Genomic DNA, 19,200 nt, shown 5'->3' on the forward strand with positions numbered 1-19,200 from the left:
GTCGTGGCTCAATCCATGATCGACGAGAGTAGGGGCGGATCGCATGTTGAAGGGCTTCAAGGACTTCCTGCTGCGCGGGAACGTGGTCGACCTCGCGGTCGCAGTGGTCATCGGTGCGGCCTTCACGGCCATCGTCACCGCATTCACCACCAACATCGTGAACCCGCTGATCTCGTCCATCGGGGCGAGCAACGAGCTGGGCTGGGGCTTCCTGATCCGCTCCGGCAACGACGCGACATTCGTGAACATCGGGGCCGTCATCACCGCGGTGATCAACTTCGTCATCATCGCGGCGGTCGTCTACTTCGTGCTCATCCTCCCGGTGAACACCGCGAAGAACCGCTTCGCGACGAAGAAGGAGAAGGCTCTGAGCGATCAGGACATCCTGATCCAGATCCGGGACCTTCTGGCGGAGGGCCGTTCCGACGGCGTCAAGACCACCTCGGACGGCATCACCGGCAACACGACGCCGGGCACCACCACCACGTAGTCACCCACAGACGCGACGAAGGGCTCGTCCTCACCGCACGGTGAGGACGAGCCCTTCGTCGTCTGTTCGAACGAGCGGGATCAGTTGAACTTGACCAGCGGGAACTCGTCGAGCGTGATCGCGGTGCCGGCCGCGGAGCAGGCGTCGACGACGGCCGTCGAATTGTCGACGAACGCCTGACCGGACGAGCTGTCCGGCTCGGTGAGTTCGAGGGAATCGGCGGGTAGCGCGCCGATGAGGGTGCTGAGCGAGGACTCGACGTCACCGGTGGCGGTGTCCGCGAGCGGCTGGAACTTCTGCATCTCGGCGGTCTTCGCGTCGGTCCAGGTCTGGACGTCCGTGTCGGCCGGGCCGGCCTTGACGAGGGCGGTGAACTGGTCGTACGTGGTCTCGAAATCGGTGCAGGCGGTGGCGTTCTCGGACGAGTCGTCGGACGTCCCGGAATCCCCGCTGCTGCAGGCGGACAGGCCCACCAGGGCCGTGAAGGCGAAAGCTGCAGTCATCACACGAGTCGCGGTACCGGAGTTCATGCCGACCATTCAACAGGATGCATGGACGTCGGAACGCAGTGGGGCGGTGCACCTTCGGATGCTCGTGACATGCCACCGACCGTTGTCGCACGCCATTGTCACGCTTCACGAACACGACGAAGCCCCACCCGGATGACCCGGATGGGGCTTCGTCTGTGTTCAGATCTGCTGTGGCAGCGGACTACCGATCAGCAGGCAACTGATACTGGCTGGGCCAGGATCAGTTGAAGGTCCACACGGGGCCGTAGGCGACGGCCGTGTCGCCGGTGGCGGACACGATCGAGGCGTACGGACGAACGCGGACGTTGCCCAGGATGCCGGTGGCGGTTCCGTGGACGTTCGCGAGCTGGATGGAGCCGTCAGTGCCGGCTGCGTCCTGCTCGCCGCCGGTGATGTCGGCCGACTCGTCGACGACTGCAACGGCGCTCTCGGACTGCGTGATGCCGGGTCCGGGGGCGATGGTGACGTTTGCGGTGGCGACCGGAACGAGCTGCACCTCAGCCTTGAGGCCGTTGGTCGAGGAATTGGTTGTGCTGCCACCGGCCGCAGACGTCACGACAGACGACGTGTCGAAGCCTGCGGTAACCGACGGGGTGGCCCAGTCGATGGAAAGCTCGCCGCCGAGGCTGCCCGGGTAGCCAACCTGGTAGCCGACCTTGACCGTGCCCTCGAAGTCGTCTGCAGACGGTCCTGCGACCGACCAGGTGACGCGGCCGTTGCCGAACCACTCGCGGGTCAGCGGGTTCGCGTCCAGCGGGAACACGCTGTTCACGAAGGTGTCCTCGAGGTTGATCGTGATGGCGTTGCCATCAGCGTCAACAACGGTGTTGCTTGCGTCGACGCCCGCGTTTGCAGTGCCGGTTCCGAGAACCAGGCCGACGACCGAGGCGCCTGCCACAGCTGCAACACTCATGGACTTGAGCCCCCGGCTGCGCCGCGGCTTACGAATTACGGTCATGTACTTCCTCATCATGTTCGTCCCGCGGCGTGTTCGCCTCGGGTGCGCTGTCGGGCTCTGACGTCCTCCCGAGCGGTTCGCTTGCGAGCGAACCGTATCAGGCGGCGACTGCAAGCTCATGGCTTACGCGTCGGGAGTGCAGGAACACAAGTTGGACGCGTCCTCGTATCGATTCAGCATCCACCGTTGAACCTGAGCGAAACCTTAGAGGGTGATTCGGACCGTGACAATCCCTACGTTCGCGGCGTTGTGTCCGAAAACCGCCGTCCACGTTTCGTGCGTGTGAACGTGCGTCACAAGCGTTTTGGCCGCACGACGCGCCGCAGCTCCAATGGCGCGAAACGTCGTCGGACTGTGCTAACCGGGTACCCGGGTGCCCGTGACGTGGGCGTTATTCGACTCGACCCCGAGCGGAACCACTGATCGACGGGGGTTGCCAGTCACACCAGTCACATCTACCCTGCGGTAACTCGCACGGAGGTCGTCCGGATTCAGGCGAATTCGCGGTTAACAGACAGGCAACACCGGGTTCGCACTGTGGTAACTCCCAGTGACGTGGATCACACAAAACTAGTCGTAATGCGGAGGCCTCTGGCTCCTCAACCACTCCTCCGAGCCCGAGGACGAATCACCTCGATGTGGTTCGCCCGACGTTCCGTCGTCTCGAGTCGACTCGGGAAGAACATCGCCGAACACACGAGCGAGCCGGGCCCGTCGTGCACGGGCCCGGCTCGCAGTGTCCTCGGAGTCCGGATCGACAGGTGTTGCGTCGCCGGCTCGAGGGTCGTTCTTCTGGGGGTCGTCAGCCGTCAAGGCTGGACAACTCACCGATGACATGGGCGGCGAGGGGCGTCAGCGTCGCCATTCCGTCGCGGACGGCTGCGCGGCTCCCGGCCAGGTTGACCACCAGCGTGCTGCCGGACACTCCGGCGAGCCCGCGGGACAGGCCTGCGTCGAGCGACCCCGCCGCCAGTCCGGAGGAGCGGAGCGCCTCACTGATGCCGAGGAGTTCACGGTCGAGCACCTCGGCCGTCGCGTCCGGGGTGACGTCGCGTGGCGACGTGCCGGTGCCGCCGACGGAGACCACCAGGTCGACGCCGCCGATGACCGCGGTGTTCAGTGCGTTGCGCACGTCCACCTCGTCGTTGCTGACCACGACGACACCGTCGACGAGGAAGCCCGCCTCGGTCAGCAGTTCGTTGACCAGAGGTCCGGTCGAGTCGGCATCTCCGTGAGCCGTGCGGTCGTCGACGATCACGACGAGCGCACGTCCGGCCACGGCTGCATCCATAGTCATGTCGCTCACCGTAATGCCCGGGCCCGACGGAGACTCGATGTGCCCGACGATGGGCGTGAGGTGCCCACGGTCACGGACGATCCGGGGTCGCTTCATCAGTTGCCTCCGCTCGGGGCCGTCCCGAGCGTGACCTGCACGGTCTGCTCGTTGCCACCCTGTGTGTAGGTCACCGAGACCTGGTCGCCGGGGGCGTGCGAGCGGACCGCCGCGATGAGTGCGTCGCCGCTGGCGATGACGCGGTCGTCGACCTTGGTGACCACTGCACCGGTCGGGATGCCCGCCTGCGCGGCCGGCCCGCCGTCGGTGACGGCCATGACCGTGGCTCCGTTGGCGTCGTCGCGGCTCGGGACGCTGATGCCGATGATCGCCTGCGTCGCCTTGCCGGTCTGTACCAGCTCGTCGGCGATGCGGCGGGCCTGGTCGACGGGGATGGCGAAGCCGAGGCCGATGGACCCGCTCTGCGACTCGGACGAGCTGGCGCCCGCTCCCAACGTCGCGATGGCGCTGTTGACGCCGACCAGCTTGCCGTTCATGTCCACGAGCGCGCCGCCCGAGTTGCCCGGGTTGATGGCCGCGTCGGTCTGGATCGCGTCGATCACCGTGGTCTGGTCCGTCGACTCGCCACTGGTCGCGACCGGGCGGTTGAGCGACGAGATGATGCCGGAGGTCACCGTGCCGGCGAGGCCGAGCGGCGATCCGACGGCCACGACACCCTGACCCACCTGCAGACCGTCCGAGGTGCCGAGCTCGATGGGCGTCAGGTTGCTGCGACCCTGCGCCTTGATCACCGCGATGTCCGAGGACGCGTCCGCACCGACCACCGTCGCCGACGACGTGGATCCGTCGTTGAAGGAGACGGTCAGCTGGGCGTTCGCACCCGCGCCGGACACGACATGGTTGTTCGTCAGGATGAGGCCGTCGGAGGAGAGGATCACGCCGGACCCCTCGCCCTCGGCGGTGCGGCCCGCCACCTGGATCTGGACAACGCTGGGGAGCACCTTGCCGGCCACGGCCTGCACCGAACCGTCAGGAGCGTTGGCGGCCGGGTTCGCCTGCGTGACGGGCTGATTGAGGGCGTTGGTCACGCCGCCGTTGCCGCCGTCCGCGGCGATGGCGCCGACCGCGCCGCCGACTCCACCGCTCACCAGGGCCAGGGCGATGGCGCCTGCGACGAGGGCTGCACGCCCCGGCTTCCGCGACGTGGTCGCCGGCGCCGTCCCGCCGTAGTACTGCGGCTGCTGGTACGGGTTCTGCTGGTAGGGGTTCTGTCCCTGCTGATGAGGCTGCTGATACGGGTTGTGGGGCTGCTGGTGCTGACCGGCCTGGTGTTGACCGGACTGTAGACCGTCCCACCCGGTGTACTGGGGCTGTGTCTGTCCTCCGTACGCGGGCTGCTGCGCGGTGGGCTCCGATGCGCCGTCCCGTCCGTCGCGGCCGGTGTCACCAGTGGTGCGGTCCTCGTTCATGCGTTTCGCTCCATCTCCATGACCGGCTCGCACCGGTCACCTCACGTCGTCCTGATCGACGATGCTCCGCCGGACTGAGAGGGCGCTGAGATCATCGTGTCAGTGGCCTGTGGGTCCTGCGATCCTGTTCCCAGCAGATCCTGCGGACCGGCGGATTCCCCCGGGAGAACGATTCGAATCAGGGTGCCGCCGGTGACCGAGTCCTCGACCGCGATGGTTCCGCCGTGCTTGAGCACCACCTGGCGCACGATCGCCAGACCCAGTCCCGATCCGGGCATCGACCGCGACGCGGTGGACCGGTAGAAGCGTTCGAACACCAGCTCTCTTTCCTCGGGCGCGATACCCGGACCCGCGTCGGACACGGTGAGTTCGAGCAGGCCGTCGGGCCGGGCGATCATTGCCACGTGCACGGTGGCGCCCGACGGACTCCACTTGGCCGCGTTGTCGAGCACGTTGAGGACGGCGCGGGACAGACCTGCCTGGTCGCCGTACAGGATCCACGGTGTGGTCATCGAGTCGAAGTCGATCTCGTTGCGACGCCTGCGAACTCGCTCCAGGCTGCGTTCGACGACATCCGCCATGTCGACACGTTCGAAGACGTTCTCCGGGGCGTCCTCACGTGCCAGGTCGACCAGATCGCCGACGAGCGTGGACAGTTCCTCGATCTGCGCCACCACGTCGAGACGCAGCTCCGCCATGTCCTGCTCCGGGATGCGCGGCGCACCCGGCCGACTCGACGCGATCAGCAGTTCCATGTTGGTGCGCAACGACGTCAGCGGGGTCCGCAGTTCGTGACCCGCGTCCGCCACGAGTCGACTCTGCCGCGCCCGCGACTCGGCGAGCGCCCGCAGCATCGTGTTGAAACTGTCGGTGAGGCGGGCGAGTTCGTCGTTACCCGTCACCGGAATGGGCGTCAGGTCGTCGGTTCGGGCGACACGCTCGGCCGCCGCCGTCAGCCGTCCGATGGGTCGCAGACCGGTGCGTCCCACCGCCGTGCCGGCCACCGCCGCGAGGACGACGCCACAGCCACCCACGACGAACAGCACCCAGGCCAGTCGATCCAGGACCTGGCCGGTGGGCGCGAGCCGCTGTGCGATCACCAGCGTGCTTCCGGTCTGCGTGCGCTCCGCGAGAACGCGAGCTCCCGAGGTGGTGCGCAGCGACGAGGTCGACTGTCCCAGCGCGACGTCCATCTCGGGGTCACCGATGGGCACGATCGAACCCGGCGGGATGTACTTCGTCAGGTCCGGAAAGATCAGCGCGACACTGACATCGGTGCTGTAGAGCGTGGCGCCCGCGACGTACCGGGGATCGAAGGCGACGAGGTTGGTCTCGATCAGCGCACTCGCCCGGGTACGCAGCTGATTGTCGACGTCGCCGTACAGCGCGCGGGACACCACCGCGTACGCGGCGATCGCCATGACGGCGACCGCGATGGCCACCACGGACGCCGCGAGCAGCGTGACACGCCACCGCAGGGACACCGAGCGGGTGAGGGGCATCGGAGGACGCATGAGTCCGTCCTGTGCCGCGCGCCCCTTGTCGGTCCCGACCTCGCCCCGACGACGGCCGAAGGGAGCAACCATCACGGAGGCGTTTCCCGCAGCACGTAACCCACACCGCGGACGGTGTGGATGAGACGGGTCTCGCCGTCGGCCTCGGTCTTGCGCCGCAGATACCCGACGTACACCTCGAGGGCGTTGCCCGACGTCGGGAAGTCGTAGCCCCACACCTCCTCGAGGATGCGGCTCCGGCTGAGCACCCGTCGGGGGTTGGCGAGCAGCATCTCAAGCAACGAGAACTCGGTGCGGGTCAGGCTGATGGGCCGTTCGCCCCGTCGCACCTCGCGCGTGACGGGGTCGAGTGACAGATCGGCGAACGTCATGGCCTCGCTGTCCGGGCCCAGTTCCCCACCGGTGCGTCGCAACAGTGCACGCAGCCGTGCCAGCAGCTCCTCGAGCGCGAACGGTTTGGGCAGGTAGTCGTCCGCCCCGGCATCGAGACCCGCCACCCGCTCGGACACGGAGTCACGAGCCGTCAGGACCAGGATCGGCAGGTCGTCTCCGGTGCTGCGCAGGCGACGGCACACCTCGAGCCCGTCGAGCCGGGGCATCATGACGTCGAGGACCAGCGCGTCCGGTCGCTCGGCCGCGACCTTCTCGAGGGCGTCGAGACCGTCGGTGGCCAGGTCCACGGTGTACCCGTTGAACGTCAACGACCGTCGCAGCGATTCTCGGACGGCACGATCGTCGTCGGTCACCAGTACACGCATGGGAACAGTGTCGCCCCGACGACTGAGACGCTGCTGAGAGGACACAGGGGCGGCCGGTGTCAGCGCGCGAACAGCCGGTCGACGAACGCGATCGCATCGGGCTGCGAGTCACGGAACGTCTGACTGTGGTCGCCCGGGTAGGTCCGGAAGGTCAGCGGTTCGCCGTTGGCCGTCATGGCCGCCGCGAGCGACAGGGCGGACGGTGCCGGCACATCGACGTCCCGCAGACCCTGGCCGATGAAGACGGGACGGTCGTACCCGGAGGTGGGCACACCCATGTAGTCGTTCAGCAGTCCGTACACGTTCGGGATCTGCGCCAACGGCCGCGAGAACATGTCGCCGAGTCGCAGCCCGGACACCGCATCGTGGAACGGGTTCGCGCACTGCGTCTCGGCGGTGTCCACCCACTGCCGGCCGAGCGGAGTCAGGTACGAGTTCAGATCGATCTCGGGATGGGCGGCCCGCAACCCCGCCAGAATGTAGAAGACGTACGACGTCAGACCGTCCGGAATCGCGACGGGCGGGACTCCGGGCCCGAGCGGAAGCAGAACGAGTTCGATGTTGGCGGGCACGCCGGTCCCGACGGCGCCGAGGTAGTCCAGGCCGTCGCCGCCGTACTCGGTGGCGTACCGCGCGGTCGTCACCGCGGCGCCGCCGCCCTGGGACTGGCCGATCGCGACCCATCGATTCGACAGCGTCGGCTCCAGTTCCCTTGCAGCAGCGACACTGTCGACGACGCTGTGCGCCTGCACCTTGCCGTCCAGGTACGGCATCACTCCGGGGGTACCGAGACCCACGTAGTCCGTGGCGACGATCGCGTAGCCGCGGTTCAGCCACGTCTGGAGGTACGGGAAGTCGCGGTCCGGCAACGTGGGGCCGACGACCGACGGAGCGCAGTCGTCGCCGAGCCCGGACGTGCCGTGGGCCCACGCGATGACAGGCCAGCCACCTTCGGGCGCCTCGCCGGGCGGCAGATGGACGCCACCGGTACTCAGGGCCGGCTCGTTCTGCGAGCCCACCGACCAGTAGGTGATGCGCCGGGCGTCGACACTTCCCGGAATCGGGGCCGGTGACGCTGTCGATCCGACGAGAGTGCCCGGATCACGGTCCTGCGCCTGCGCCACACCCGTGAGGGTCAGCGCGACGGACGTCGTGGCGGTCAGGGTCACCAAGGCGCGCAGCAGGCGGCGGGAGCGGTTCGGCACGGCGTCACCGTACCGCTCCGGCACCGGATTCCGGACTAGAACATACGTTCGATCACGGCTACGCTCTTCAGTCATGGACGAGGTGGGTGCGACGCAGAGTTCGGTGAACGACAAGGTGCTCGAGCTGCGCGCGGTCGCGGACGAGCTCCGGGCGCTCGACGACCACCGAGTGGCCCTCGGCGACAAGCTGGTGGACCTCGAACACTGGTTCCGACGGGTGGGGTGCCTGGAGTTGTCCGACCACGCGCTCGACGTCTTCGTCTCCCGCTACGTGGGCCGGGTCTTCGAGCTGGCGGACGGCCTACGCGAGTAGCCGTGACCTCGCGTCACACTCAGTTGTGACCGCCGTCGCCCCGATCGGCACCACGTGGGGTGCCCCTCATTCCGGTGGAAACCACCTCGCAGCGGGCAATCATGGAGCGCGGCGGGACACGCTCCCGCCGGGGCCGGTCAGGGGAACCGACCTCAGCACGATCGGAGGAAACACATGATGATCACACTGACACTCGTCGGCGCGGCAGCACTCGCGGTCGCACTGTTGTCCGGCGGACGCGACCTGGACTTCCGGGGACGCCAGATGTCGCACAGCTACCGTTCGCGCTGACACCGACGCACATCGACGACTGCCCACCGTTCACCTGTGAACGGTGGGCAGTTCTCTGTCCATATTCGGTGACATCTACTATCGAACATATGTTCTAATCCATGTAGTCTGAGGTCATGGAATCGGGGGATCCAGGGTCGGCCTGGCAGGTGCAGATGGGCCGACGTGTCGGCGCGCTGCCTGCTGTGGCCGCACCTGTCGACGATCCCCGCGTGTGCGCGCTACTCGCCCAGCTCGGCTCCGCGGTCGAGGGCATCGCCATGCTCGACGCGTCGACGCTCACCAGCGAGGACCGACTGGCGCTGGTCTGCGGGGCCGAGAACACCCGGCGCCTGCTCACCGGCGCGTCACACACCTGGCTCAACGGCCTGGTGGCCGGCTCGGGATTCGACTCTGTGATCGGTGCGATCGGCGCGAGCGGTGTTCCGCACGCACTGGCGCACATGCTGCGCATCACCACGGCTGCCGCGGCATCCCGCCTTGCCGTGGCACGCGATCTCGGCACCGGAACGACCATGACGGGTGAGACGCTCGATCCGCCGTTGACCCACACGGCCGCGGCAGCGCGGGACGGCGCGCTGGCCGACGCACACGTCTCGATCATCCGCTCGTTCCTGAAGAAGCTCCCTCACGCCGTCGATGCCGAGACGCGCGACGCCGCCGAGCAGACTCTCGCCGACCTTGCGCGCACGGTCGGACCGGAGGAGCTCACGGCCATCGCGACGCGCCTCACCGAATACCTCGATCCCGACGGAGCGGAGCCCGACGATCGCGACCGCGCCAGGAAGCGCTTCTTCGAGATCGACCCCCAGGGCCCCGATTCGATGTCGACCGGCCGCTTCTGCGTCGACCCGGTGCTGCGCGCCCTCCTCGACGCGTTCCTCGCCAAATTCGCGGCACCCGGAACGAACGCTCCCGACGGTTCAGTCGATCTCGACGCCCCGCCCGCGAGCGATGACACGACCCCCACCGACGCTGTCCCGTCCGGCGACGCAGGACAGCCGGCCGCGGCGGAGGAGTCGGGCGACCGGGAGGCCGAGTGGGACCACCGCACCCCCGGCCAGCGCAATCACGATGCACTGACCTACCTCCTGAAGGACGTGCTGGCCTCGGGTCGACACGGACAGCATCGTGGTCTGCCCCTGTCCGTCGTCGTGTCGGTGTCACTCGACCAGCTCACCACCGCAGCGGGTCTCGGGCTCACCGCCACCGGATCCACAATGCCCGTGGCAGACGTGGTGCGCATGGCGGCCGAGGCGCACCACTACCTCCGCGTCTTCGACGGGGCCACCGGCAGCACGCTGCACTTCGCCCGAGCCCGCCGGTGCGCGAGCACCGACCAGCGGCTCGCCCTGTTCGCCCGCGACCGCGGCTGCACCGGGCCGGGATGCTCGGCGCCCGCGTCACGGTGCGAGGCCCACCATGTCGACGACTGGGCGGCGGGCGGCCTCACCGACATCGACGATCTCGCGCTGGCGTGCGACGTCCACCATCCGCTCGTCGGCGAACGTGCCGGCCAGTGGGCCACCAGCACCGCTCCCCCGAGTCATCCGTACCCGGGAACAGTGCTGTGGCATCCGCCTGCCGTCATCGACGAGGGTCGGCACGGCATCCCGAACCACCTGAACTTCCCCGAACGGCACCTCGCACCGCCGCCGGACGACTGATCGAATCCGAGACGGTGAGCCGAGGGCGACCTCAGGTTCGACACTGCGCCGGCCTGGCACCGTCAGCCGGAATGTTCCGCCGTGAATTCCGTGATCTCGGCGAGCGCAGGCTTGGGCGAGAAATCGCGGCGCACCATTCCGAAATTCTGCTCCGTGTCGGACTCGTCGCTGCCCGAGTCACGCATGCTGTAGACGTACGCGGGCCCGAGCCAGGAATTGCCGAGAAGGGCATTGAGCATGATGCCGATGGACTCGGCCTGCCCCTCCTCGCTCATGGCATTCGCGTTCGTTCCCGTGGGTGCGCCCATCTCGGTGATCCAGATCTGCTTGTCGCCGTCACCCTCGGCACTCATGACATCGTGCATCGACCACATCGCCATCGCCGTGTTCCATGCCGCCGTCGACAGATCGTTCGGAAGGAACGGCCACGTGTACGGGTGAACGTTGAAGGCATCGAAATAACGATTCGCTCCGAGGGTGTAGAGCGACGAGAGGAAAGCGGTCGGCGAGATGTTGGTGCCGTTGTTCACCGCGGGCGCCATACCGCCGGCGAGCACCAGCGCCTCCGGTTGCACCTTCTTGATGGCGCGGTACGTCGCGCGCAGCATCAGCGCGTACACCGTCGGGTCGGGCAGCGGCGTGAAGTAGGTGGTGATGTTCGGCTCGTTCCACACCTCCCACAACACGATTCGGTCGCGGTACCGCTGCGCGGCGAGTGCCGCGAAGGCCGCGAACGCGTCCGGACTCGCCGGCCGGGCGTAGGGCTGATCCCGAGCCGTCGCCACACGCGCCCAGGCAGGTGCGTAGGTCACGATGGCGTACGGGCACATACCCCGAGCGACGATGGCGTCGACCACTCTGTCCGTCGACGACCAGTCGCGCCGACCGGGCTGCGGCTCCACCACCGACCAGTCGATGTCGATGCGCACCGAGAACATGCCCGCATTCTTCGCGATGTCGAGTTCGCGTCCGAGGTCCTCGTCCGACAGGAATCCGAAGGAGCCGCCGGGTGATCCGCCCACCCGGACGCCGTCGGACTCCGCGACGCACCGCGGTACCTCGCCCGACGGAGCGCCGGATGCCGGTGCCGGCACACCGACGAGAACGAGAAGGACAGCGGCACCAGACACGCTGCATCGCCGGAGAAACCCGGCACCGGCTCCGCGCCGAGTCGGCCTCGAACGCGAAACAGACCGATCGGTGAGCACCGGCCCAGGCTAACAGCGGCGGCCGCGCGGGGCGTACCAGCGAAAACGGACACCGGCGAGGCTCCGGCTGCGATGATTCTCCACATCGCTCGATCCCGTACAAGCCTGCATTAGTATCGGCGAAATGACGACGGGAAACGACGGCTTCGACGCCCGCCTCAACGAGGTTCTGGAACAGCAGGCCGTGAGGGTGGGCGAGACGGTGCCCGCCTATGTTCGGCGCGCCGTCATGACACGCCTGGTGAAAGAACTTGCCGAGGCGGACGACACCGATCTCGGCCATCTGCTCAAGCGCCTCGAGTCGACGGCGGATCCGGTGCCCGACACGCCCGCGTCCACACCTCCGGCGGCATCCGACATGCCCGCGATCGTCACCGATCCCGATCGCGTGCGCGCCGTCGAGGCCACCGGGCTGCTCGACACCCCGTCCGAACCGGCCTACGACCGCATCGTGGCCATGGCCGCGGACGCGTTGTCCACGCCGGGCGCCTCGATCTCCTTGATCGACAAGGACCGACAGTTCATCAAGAGCGCTGTCGGTTTCGGGCCGGAGGAGGAACGACCTCGGGAGATTCCCCTCGAGGCCGGAATGTGCCGCCACACGGTGGCCCTGGGTGAACCACTGCTGGTGGAGGACGCCCGCCTCGACGAGAAGTTCATGAACCACCCCGGCGTGCTGGACAAGACCTTCATCTCCTACCTCGGCATCCCGTTGGTGGACGACGGCGGTCACGCGGTGGGCACGCTGTGCGTCTGGGACGCCGAGCCACGTCAGTGGACGACGGGGCACGTACAGGTACTGAAGGACATCGCGTGGATGGTTCGCGAGCGAATTTTCGAGTGAGCGAACCATTCCGGGCGTGATCTACATTTTCGCCTCGTTAGTCTGTCCATCGGTCGCTTTTCCGTAATGGCGCCGTGACCATTCTGAGAAGACAACTCCAAAGAATGGTCTAGTGTTGACCTCGGTCGGTCAACCACTAGGTCCGTACGGAGTGAATCCTGTGTCCGAAACACTGGAATCGCGAGATACGTTGCTACGCAACGCCCCTGCCACGAGGGTGTCCAATGAACGTGGAATAGCGGACCGTCTTCGCGTCGATCCCGCACACACGATGGTCACCATCGCGGCAGACGCGACGGCAGCGATCGTGGCTGTTGCCGTGGCGAGGTTCTGGCCGGGAACGGGCGGCATCGACTACGGCTGGGTGCCGTGGTTGTTCGTGCCGCTGGTTCTGCTCATCCTGGCGTCCCGCTCGCTCTACCGACGCGGACTCCGCCGGAACTTCCTCGACGAGATCGGTCCCGTCGAGACGTCCGTCGCGCTCGCCACTCTGCTGGTGCTGACGATCTTGCTGGTCATCGGCACGGAGTACCGGCCCGGCCTCTTCATGGTCCGGGTGTGGATCGCCGCGGCGATCCTGGTGGCGGTGGCGCGGTTCCTGCGCACCGCGATCCAGCGGTACCTGCGGGTGAACCACAAGTCGGCGGCTCCGACGCTCATCATCGGCGGCGGTCCGATCGCCCACCAGCTGGCGTCGCGCATGCACCAGTTCCCCGAGTACGGCCTCGACCCCGTGGGCGTGCTCGACAAGGCACCCGCGGTCGATCCGCAGCCTGACACTCCCGAGGCACTGACCGTCCCCTACATGGGCACACCGTCGCAGCTCGCGCAAGCCATCGAGCAGACCGGCGCCGAGGAGCTCGTCATCGGGTTCTCGGACGTTCCGACCGAGAGTCTGGTCAAGGCCATCCGCACCGCCCACTCGAACGGCATGCGAGTGTGGTTGGTACCGCGCCTGTTCGACACCGTCGGCGTGCGGACCCGCGTCGAGCATCTCGGCGGGTTGCCCCTGATGGTGCTGCCGCACACCGACCCCAAGGGCTGGCAGTTCGTCGTCAAGGGCGTCATGGACCGCACCCTGGCCGGACTGGGCGTGCTGGTCCTGTCCCCCGTCTTCCTGGTGCTCGCGCTGCTGGTCAAGACGAGCTCCCCCGGACCCATCTTCTTCTCCCAGGAGCGCATCGGCCGTGACGGAAAACCGTTCGGCTGCCTCAAGTTCCGGTCGATGCGTCCGCCGCGTGCCTCGGACGCCGAGTTCACTCGCGTCGAGGGCGCCGCTCCGGGCGGCGTCGAGGGCGTCGATCGCCGGACCCGTATCGGCAAGATCATGCGCCAGACGTCGCTGGACGAGCTGCCCCAGCTCCTCAACGTCGTTCGCGGCGACATGAGCCTCGTGGGTCCCCGACCGGAGCGCCCCGCATACGTGGATCTGTTCGAGATGCAGATCCGCCGCTACGGTGAGCGTCACCGGGTGAAGGCCGGTGTCACCGGGTGGGCGCAGGTGCACGGACTGCGCGGACAGACGTCCATCGCCGACCGCGCCGAGTGGGACAACTACTACATCGAGAACTGGTCGCTGTCCCTCGACATCAAGATCCTCTTCCTCACCATCGCCGCGGTCCTGAAGAAGGCGGAAGACTGACCGTGTCGGCGGTCCCGTCATGCTGATCGTCCTCGAGGGTCTCGCCGCGGTCGTCGTGCTGGTCGTCGCGTTCCTGGTGGCACGCGCGGTCTTTCACCGACCGCAGCTCGGGGTGCTGCTGCTGGCCGCGTTCGTCCCGCTGAACGGTCTCCTCGCCATCCTTCCGTTGCCCGGCTTCGTCGCCGGCTGGAAGGAGGGCCTGGTGATCTTCACGCTCGGCAGCGCCTGGATCGGGCGCAGTCGAGCGCTGGGCCCGCGTCGTCCGACACTGCTGATGCCCTGGTGGCCGGCCGCAGCCCTGTTCGTGGTGTTCGGGACCGCGTCGGCACTGCTGTCGTTCGGGGTCATCGGCTTCGTCGGCATCAAGGTGACGTTCTTCTACCTGCTGCTGGTGGCGATCCTGTGGCTCGCGCCGTTCGACGCCCGCGACCGGGACCACCTCGTCAGCATCCTCATGGGCATGGGCGCGTTCACGTCCCTGGTCGGCATCGCCCAGTTGCTCGCGGGACCGGCGGCGCTCGTGGCGATCGGGTACGAGTACGGCACCCAGGTCCGGACGTCGGGCGGGCTGCTCCGCACGTTCAGCACGTTCAACCTGCCCTTCCCGTTCGGGCTCTACGTGATGCTGTCGCTGCTCGTCGGCGGAGCCGTGGCGCTCGCGAACCCCATGCGCCGGCGCAACCTGCTGTTCCTGTGCGCGAGCCCGTTCATGGTGGTCGCCATGTCGAGTGCCATCGTGCGAGCGGCGCTGCTCGGACTCGCGGTCGGGCTGATCTATATGACCATCATCCGGTTCCGCGCACTCGGCGGTCTGCTCGTGATCATGGCGGCGCTCGTCGGCGCGATCCTGCCGTTCGTCCCCAAGATCACGTCGGTCTTCTTCTCGTCGAGCAGCCTGAACGAACGTGGCGGTCGATGGAACGAGGTCATCGAGAAGGTGCGCACCCACTGGCTCGGCGAGGGGCTCGGGTCGAGTGGTGCGGCAGCGGACCGGATCTCGTCGGCGCAGGGTGAGAACATCACCGGGTCGCTCGGGCTGTCCACCAACTACCAGCCCGACAACTACTACGTGAAGACGGCTCTCGAACTCGGTCCGATCGGACTGTGGGCCGTCCTCGCGCTCCTGGTGACCGCCCTGATCTGGTGCACGCGACTCTCCCGCACCCTCCCCGGTCAGGACGGCGCGCTGACACTCGGTGTCGGCGCCTCCATCGTCGCGGCGATGTTCGCGTCGCTGGTGGCCACCTATTTCGAGATCTTCCCTATCGACGTCTATTTCTGGCTCTTGTTAGGAGTTGTGGGATGCGCAGCAGCACAACACGAATCGTTTTCGGGGCCCTCGCCCTCCGTCCCGGCGGCAGCGGCGTCCAGACGTACATCCGTGAGCTCCTGAGGGAGCTGCCCGGCCGTCTCCCCGGAACGGACCTCGCCGCCGTCGTTCAGAAGGACGCGATCGGCGAGTTGCCGACGGGCGTCGACGCGCTCCCCCGGCCGGTGTCCGGCGGTGCCGTCCGCGCGGTGCTCGGTGCGCTCCCGGTCGGATCGCACGACGTGGTCCACGGGCTCGACGTCGATCTCCCCCTCGTCGGCCGGGGCGCCACCGTCGCCACGGTGCACGACATCTCGGTCATCGACATGCCGTCCGCGTCGAGTCGCTTCCGCGCCGCCGGCGAACAGCGCCTCGTGCGACGGTCGCTGCGCAAGGCCGACCTGCTCATCGCCGTCTCGCAATTCACCGCCGACCGCATCAAGGCCGTCAGCGGCCGCGACGCCGCGGTCGTCGAACTCGCCCCGGCAGCCTGGGCCGTTCCCCCGGAGGACGGCGCGGTGGAGACGGTGCGCGCGAAGTACGGTCTGCCCGAACGCTTCGTCATGCAGGTGGGCACCGTGGAGCCGCGCAAGAACGTGCAGTTGGTCGCCGACGCCGCGGAGAAGCTGGGCGTGCCCTTCTTCCTGGCGGGCGCGGGGTCCACGGGCCCGGACGCACCCCGCTACGCGACCGGGCTCGGCTACGTCGACGTGGAGGACCTGCCCGCGCTGTACGCGGCGGCGACCGTCACCGCGTACGCGTCGCGCTACGAAGGCTTCGGGCTGCCCCCGGTCGAAGCGATGGCGTGCGGCGGCGCCGTGGTCGCGAGTGCGGTGGGCGCCCTGCCCGAGGTGGTCGGCAAGGGCGCCGTGCTGCTCGACAACGAGCGGGTCGACGACTGGGCGGAGGCACTGAGCCCGTTGATGTTCGACGAGACGGCGCGCGCGGACCTGGTGACCGAGGCCCTGCACGCGATGGCCGACCTGACGTGGGCCCGGACCGCCGAGCGCACCGCGGACGCCTATCGGGACGCAGGCCTGCTCTGATGGACGACGACATCACCGTCGAGGGTGCCGTGATCCCCGAACCCGAGACCCCCGAACCTGAGACGACGGCACCTGAAACCACGGCACCCGACTATCGCGCGCTCGCCGCCGATCCGAAGGCGGCGGCGCGGGCAACCGCGGCGGTGCTGATCTCCCGCGTGATCGTGGCGGGACTCGGCTGGGTGGGCAGCGTCATCGTGGCCCGCTCGCTGAGCCCCGAGGGGTGGGGTCAGTTCAGCTTCGTCTTCGCGCTGCTCGGACTCATGTCCGTCGTCACCGACCTCGGCGTCGGCCGCGTCGTCCTGGCCCGACTGATGGACGACGACGCCGAGGAGATCGGCCGCACCGCCTCGTCGTTCCTCGCACTGCGCACCGTGCTCGGACTCGTGGGGTACGTGCTCGCCGTCGGCTACGTCGTGGTGCTGCAGTACCCGGGTGAGGTCATCGCGGCGACCGCTCTGGGCGGCCTCGTCGTGGTGTTCGCGACGCCGTCCCACGCACTCTCCGTGCTGTTCCAGGCTCGCCATCGACTGTTGCTGGTCGCGGTCATCGAGAGCCTGGGCCAGGGCCTGCAGTTGGTGCTCACGATCCTCGCCGCCGTCTTCGCGCCGGTGCTGCTGATCTTCGTGCTGCCGGCCGTGCTCAACGAGGCGTTCCGCGCGGTCGGCAAGGGTCTCGCGGTGCGGCGGCGGTCGGTGGGCTTGCGCCCGTCTCGTCACATCGACGTCCACCGGTGGGGTGCCTACCTCCGCGAGGCGATTCCCCTCGCGATCGGCTTCGCGCTGACCATCGCGATGCTGAAGATCGACGTCCTGATGCTGAGCCTTCTCGACACCTTCGACGCGGTCGGCCTGTACTCCATCGGCTACAAGTTCTCCGACATGATGGACACCATCGCGCTGGCCGCCGTGGCGCCGGTGAGCACCCTCCTCGTGGCGGCCTGGCCGAGCGAGACGGCCACGTTCCGCGCCCGATCCCGTTCCGCGGGACTGTACTTCGCGACCTTCGGCGCCGTCGCCGTCGCCGGCTTCTGGCCCTCTGCCGAGCCGCTCATCCGCCTGCTCTACGGCGAGCGCTTCGCTCCCGGTTCCGACGCGGCACGGCTCCTCGTCCTCGGTGCCGCGATCATGTCGCTCATCCTGCTCGGCATCTTCCTGCTCGCCTCCGCGGGGATGCAGCGGCACTACCCGCTCGTCGCGCTGTTCGGCCTCGCTCTCAACATCGGCCTCAACGTCGCGCTCATCCCGAGGTTGTCCTACAACGGATCCGCCATCGCCACCGTCGTCACGTTCGGTGTCACGGTGATCATGCTGTGGGTCGTGATCGAGCGCAGCATGCCCATGTCGGGGCTGCTCGCCGTGTCGCCGATCCTCGTGCTCGCCGCCGTCACGGCCGCGGTGACGGTCGGGGCGACACTGCTCGTCGACGCGGCACCGTCCCTGTGGTTCCTGATCTCGGTCGTCGCGGCGCTCCTGGTCGCCGCGTGCGGGTTCCTCCTGACCAAGCGTGACTCGCGCAGCAACTCTCCTGCCCCGGAGGTCGCCTCGTGACTCCGGATCGCACCACCGTGTTCGTCGCGCACACCGCGAACATCTCGGGTGCCGAGAAGATGCTGCTGTCGCTGGTGTCCGAGGCACTGCGGGGGCCGGGCGACGTCACCGTCGTCTGTCCCGTCGGGGCGCTGTCCGAGGCGCTGCCCGACGCCGCGGTGCACGTCGCGATCCCCGAGCTGGGCCTGGGCGGAGAGCAGGGAGTCGCCCGCATCGGCGCCGCGGCGAGGATGGCGGCGCGGTGGGTGTCCGCCGCACGGACGCTGCGTGCGGTGACGCGACGGCCGGCGACCCACACCGTCGTCAACTCGCTGTTCGCCCTCCCCGCAGCGCGACTCGCCCGGCCACCGCACGGTGTCGCCTGGCTGGTGCACGATGCGATCGCGGCGGGACGCCAGCGCGCCGTGGCATCGGCGAGTCGAGGCGCCGTCCGCCGCGCGGTCGCGTGCACGTCCGCCGCGGCGGCACCGGTACGCGACCTCGGCATCGAGGTGGAGATCGTGCCCTACGGCGTGCCGTGGCCCGTGGAGGATTTCGCCGCCCCCACGCACTCGCCGCCCGTCGTGGGCATGCTCGCGCTCCTCACTCCGTGGAAGGGGCACCTCGTCCTGCTCGACGCGGTCGCGACGCTCGACGACGTGATGGTCGAACTTGCGGGCGGCAGCTTCTCCGGCGATCAGGCGTACGTCGACGAACTGCACACGCGGGCAGCACGTCCCGATCTCGCGGGACGTGTCCGCTTCCTCGGGCACGTCGATCCCGACAGCGCGCTGCGCCGGTGGGACGTCGTGGTGTCGGCCAGCGTTCTCCCCGAGGCGGGGCCCCTGTCCGTCCTCGAGGCCATGTCCCACGGGGTGCCGGTGGTGGCCACCGATCACGGCGGTCCCACCGAGTTCCTCGCTCGCGGGGAGGGCGTGCTGGTCCCGCCGGGTGACGCGGCGGCACTGGCCGACGCTCTGCGAAGGGTGCTCGGCGACGACGCGGCGCGCGCGGACATGGGAGCACGCGCGCGGGACACCGTCGCGACGCGTCACGACATCTCGGTCACCCTCCCCCGACTGTTGACGGAATTGACCGCATGAATGCCACGACAGAAAGAGCCATCATCCATT

General features: G+C 68.3%; 17 protein-coding genes. 9 read left to right on the plus strand and 8 right to left on the minus strand.

Annotation, left to right across the window (positions count from 1 at the left end; genetic code table 11):
• Positions 1-43 precede the first annotated feature (43 nt).
• Positions 44-490 (plus strand): large-conductance mechanosensitive channel protein MscL, encoded by a 447-nt coding sequence (mscL, locus tag BR07_RS23035; protein WP_037183963.1) that lies wholly within the window; start codon positions 44-46, stop codon positions 488-490.
• A gap of 80 nt (positions 491-570) precedes the next feature.
• Here mscL and BR07_RS0102730 read toward each other — a convergent pair whose 3' ends face one another.
• From BR07_RS0102730 to BR07_RS23045, 7 genes are all read right to left on the minus strand, one after another.
• Entirely contained in the window at positions 571-993 is a 423-nt protein-coding gene (locus BR07_RS0102730) for a hypothetical protein (RefSeq protein ID WP_037184372.1), read from the minus strand.
• A 247-nt stretch (positions 994-1,240) separates the two neighbouring features.
• Positions 1,241-1,993, minus strand: coding sequence for an MspA family porin (locus BR07_RS0102735; RefSeq protein WP_231476138.1), 753 nt, complete (start codon positions 1,991-1,993; stop codon positions 1,241-1,243).
• 787 nt (positions 1,994-2,780) lie between these two features.
• Entirely contained in the window at positions 2,781-3,275 is a 495-nt protein-coding gene (locus BR07_RS0102740) for a MogA/MoaB family molybdenum cofactor biosynthesis protein (RefSeq protein ID WP_197027709.1), read from the minus strand.
• A gap of 95 nt (positions 3,276-3,370) precedes the next feature.
• A complete protein-coding gene (locus tag BR07_RS0102745) occupies positions 3,371-4,741 on the minus strand; it encodes a S1C family serine protease (protein WP_081821045.1) in 1,371 nt (456 codons plus the stop codon).
• Positions 4,742-4,782: 41 nt separating this feature from the next.
• Positions 4,783-6,255: a HAMP domain-containing sensor histidine kinase gene (locus BR07_RS23040; protein ID WP_231476140.1), complete on the minus strand. Its 1,473-nt coding sequence runs from the start codon at positions 6,253-6,255 to the stop codon at positions 4,783-4,785.
• Between the two features lie 71 nt (positions 6,256-6,326).
• Positions 6,327-7,013, minus strand: coding sequence for a response regulator transcription factor (locus tag BR07_RS0102755; RefSeq protein WP_027504120.1), 687 nt, complete (start codon positions 7,011-7,013; stop codon positions 6,327-6,329).
• A gap of 59 nt (positions 7,014-7,072) precedes the next feature.
• Complete coding sequence (locus BR07_RS23045; protein ID WP_442970292.1) at positions 7,073-8,218, minus strand: lipase family protein; 1,146 nt, start codon at positions 8,216-8,218, stop codon at positions 7,073-7,075.
• A gap of 73 nt (positions 8,219-8,291) precedes the next feature.
• Between BR07_RS23045 and BR07_RS0102765 the strand changes: the two genes are divergently transcribed.
• The gene (locus BR07_RS0102765) at positions 8,292-8,531 is read left to right on the plus strand and encodes a hypothetical protein (protein WP_027504121.1); all 240 of its coding nucleotides are present in this window, start codon (positions 8,292-8,294) and stop codon (positions 8,529-8,531) included.
• Between the two features lie 407 nt (positions 8,532-8,938).
• Positions 8,939-10,489, plus strand: coding sequence for an HNH endonuclease signature motif containing protein (locus BR07_RS23050; RefSeq protein WP_051612963.1), 1,551 nt, complete (start codon positions 8,939-8,941; stop codon positions 10,487-10,489).
• Positions 10,490-10,551: 62 nt separating this feature from the next.
• Here BR07_RS23050 and BR07_RS0102780 read toward each other — a convergent pair whose 3' ends face one another.
• Positions 10,552-11,619 (minus strand): cellulase family glycosylhydrolase, encoded by a 1,068-nt coding sequence (locus BR07_RS0102780; protein ID WP_027504122.1) that lies wholly within the window; start codon positions 11,617-11,619, stop codon positions 10,552-10,554.
• A 202-nt stretch (positions 11,620-11,821) separates the two neighbouring features.
• Here BR07_RS0102780 and BR07_RS0102785 point away from each other — a divergent pair, with 202 nt between their 5' ends.
• The 6 genes from BR07_RS0102785 to BR07_RS0102810 all read left to right on the plus strand — a co-directional run bounded on the left by BR07_RS0102785 (position 11,822) and on the right by BR07_RS0102810 (position 19,170).
• Entirely contained in the window at positions 11,822-12,541 is a 720-nt protein-coding gene (locus tag BR07_RS0102785) for a GAF domain-containing protein (RefSeq protein WP_027504123.1), read from the plus strand.
• A 271-nt stretch (positions 12,542-12,812) separates the two neighbouring features.
• The gene (locus tag BR07_RS0102790) at positions 12,813-14,183 is read left to right on the plus strand and encodes a sugar transferase (protein ID WP_081821047.1); all 1,371 of its coding nucleotides are present in this window, start codon (positions 12,813-12,815) and stop codon (positions 14,181-14,183) included.
• A 19-nt stretch (positions 14,184-14,202) separates the two neighbouring features.
• Positions 14,203-15,576 (plus strand): O-antigen ligase family protein, encoded by a 1,374-nt coding sequence (locus BR07_RS0102795; RefSeq protein WP_027504125.1) that lies wholly within the window; start codon positions 14,203-14,205, stop codon positions 15,574-15,576.
• Positions 15,486-16,538 (plus strand): glycosyltransferase family 4 protein, encoded by a 1,053-nt coding sequence (locus BR07_RS0102800; protein WP_037184385.1) that lies wholly within the window; start codon positions 15,486-15,488, stop codon positions 16,536-16,538. The genes BR07_RS0102795 and BR07_RS0102800 overlap by 91 nt, the downstream gene beginning before the upstream one ends.
• On the plus strand, positions 16,538-18,088 hold the full coding sequence (locus BR07_RS23055) for a flippase (protein WP_081821048.1): 1,551 nt from the start codon (positions 16,538-16,540) through the stop codon (positions 18,086-18,088). Before BR07_RS0102800 ends, BR07_RS23055 begins: the two co-directional genes overlap by 1 nt.
• Complete coding sequence (locus BR07_RS0102810; RefSeq protein WP_027504127.1) at positions 18,085-19,170, plus strand: glycosyltransferase family 4 protein; 1,086 nt, start codon at positions 18,085-18,087, stop codon at positions 19,168-19,170. Before BR07_RS23055 ends, BR07_RS0102810 begins: the two co-directional genes overlap by 4 nt.
• Positions 19,171-19,200: the final 30 nt, after the last annotated feature.

Origin of the sequence: Rhodococcus sp. UNC23MFCrub1.1, from assembly GCF_000686025.1 — a bacterium.
Classification (GTDB): Bacteria; Actinomycetota; Actinomycetes; order Mycobacteriales; family Mycobacteriaceae; genus Rhodococcoides.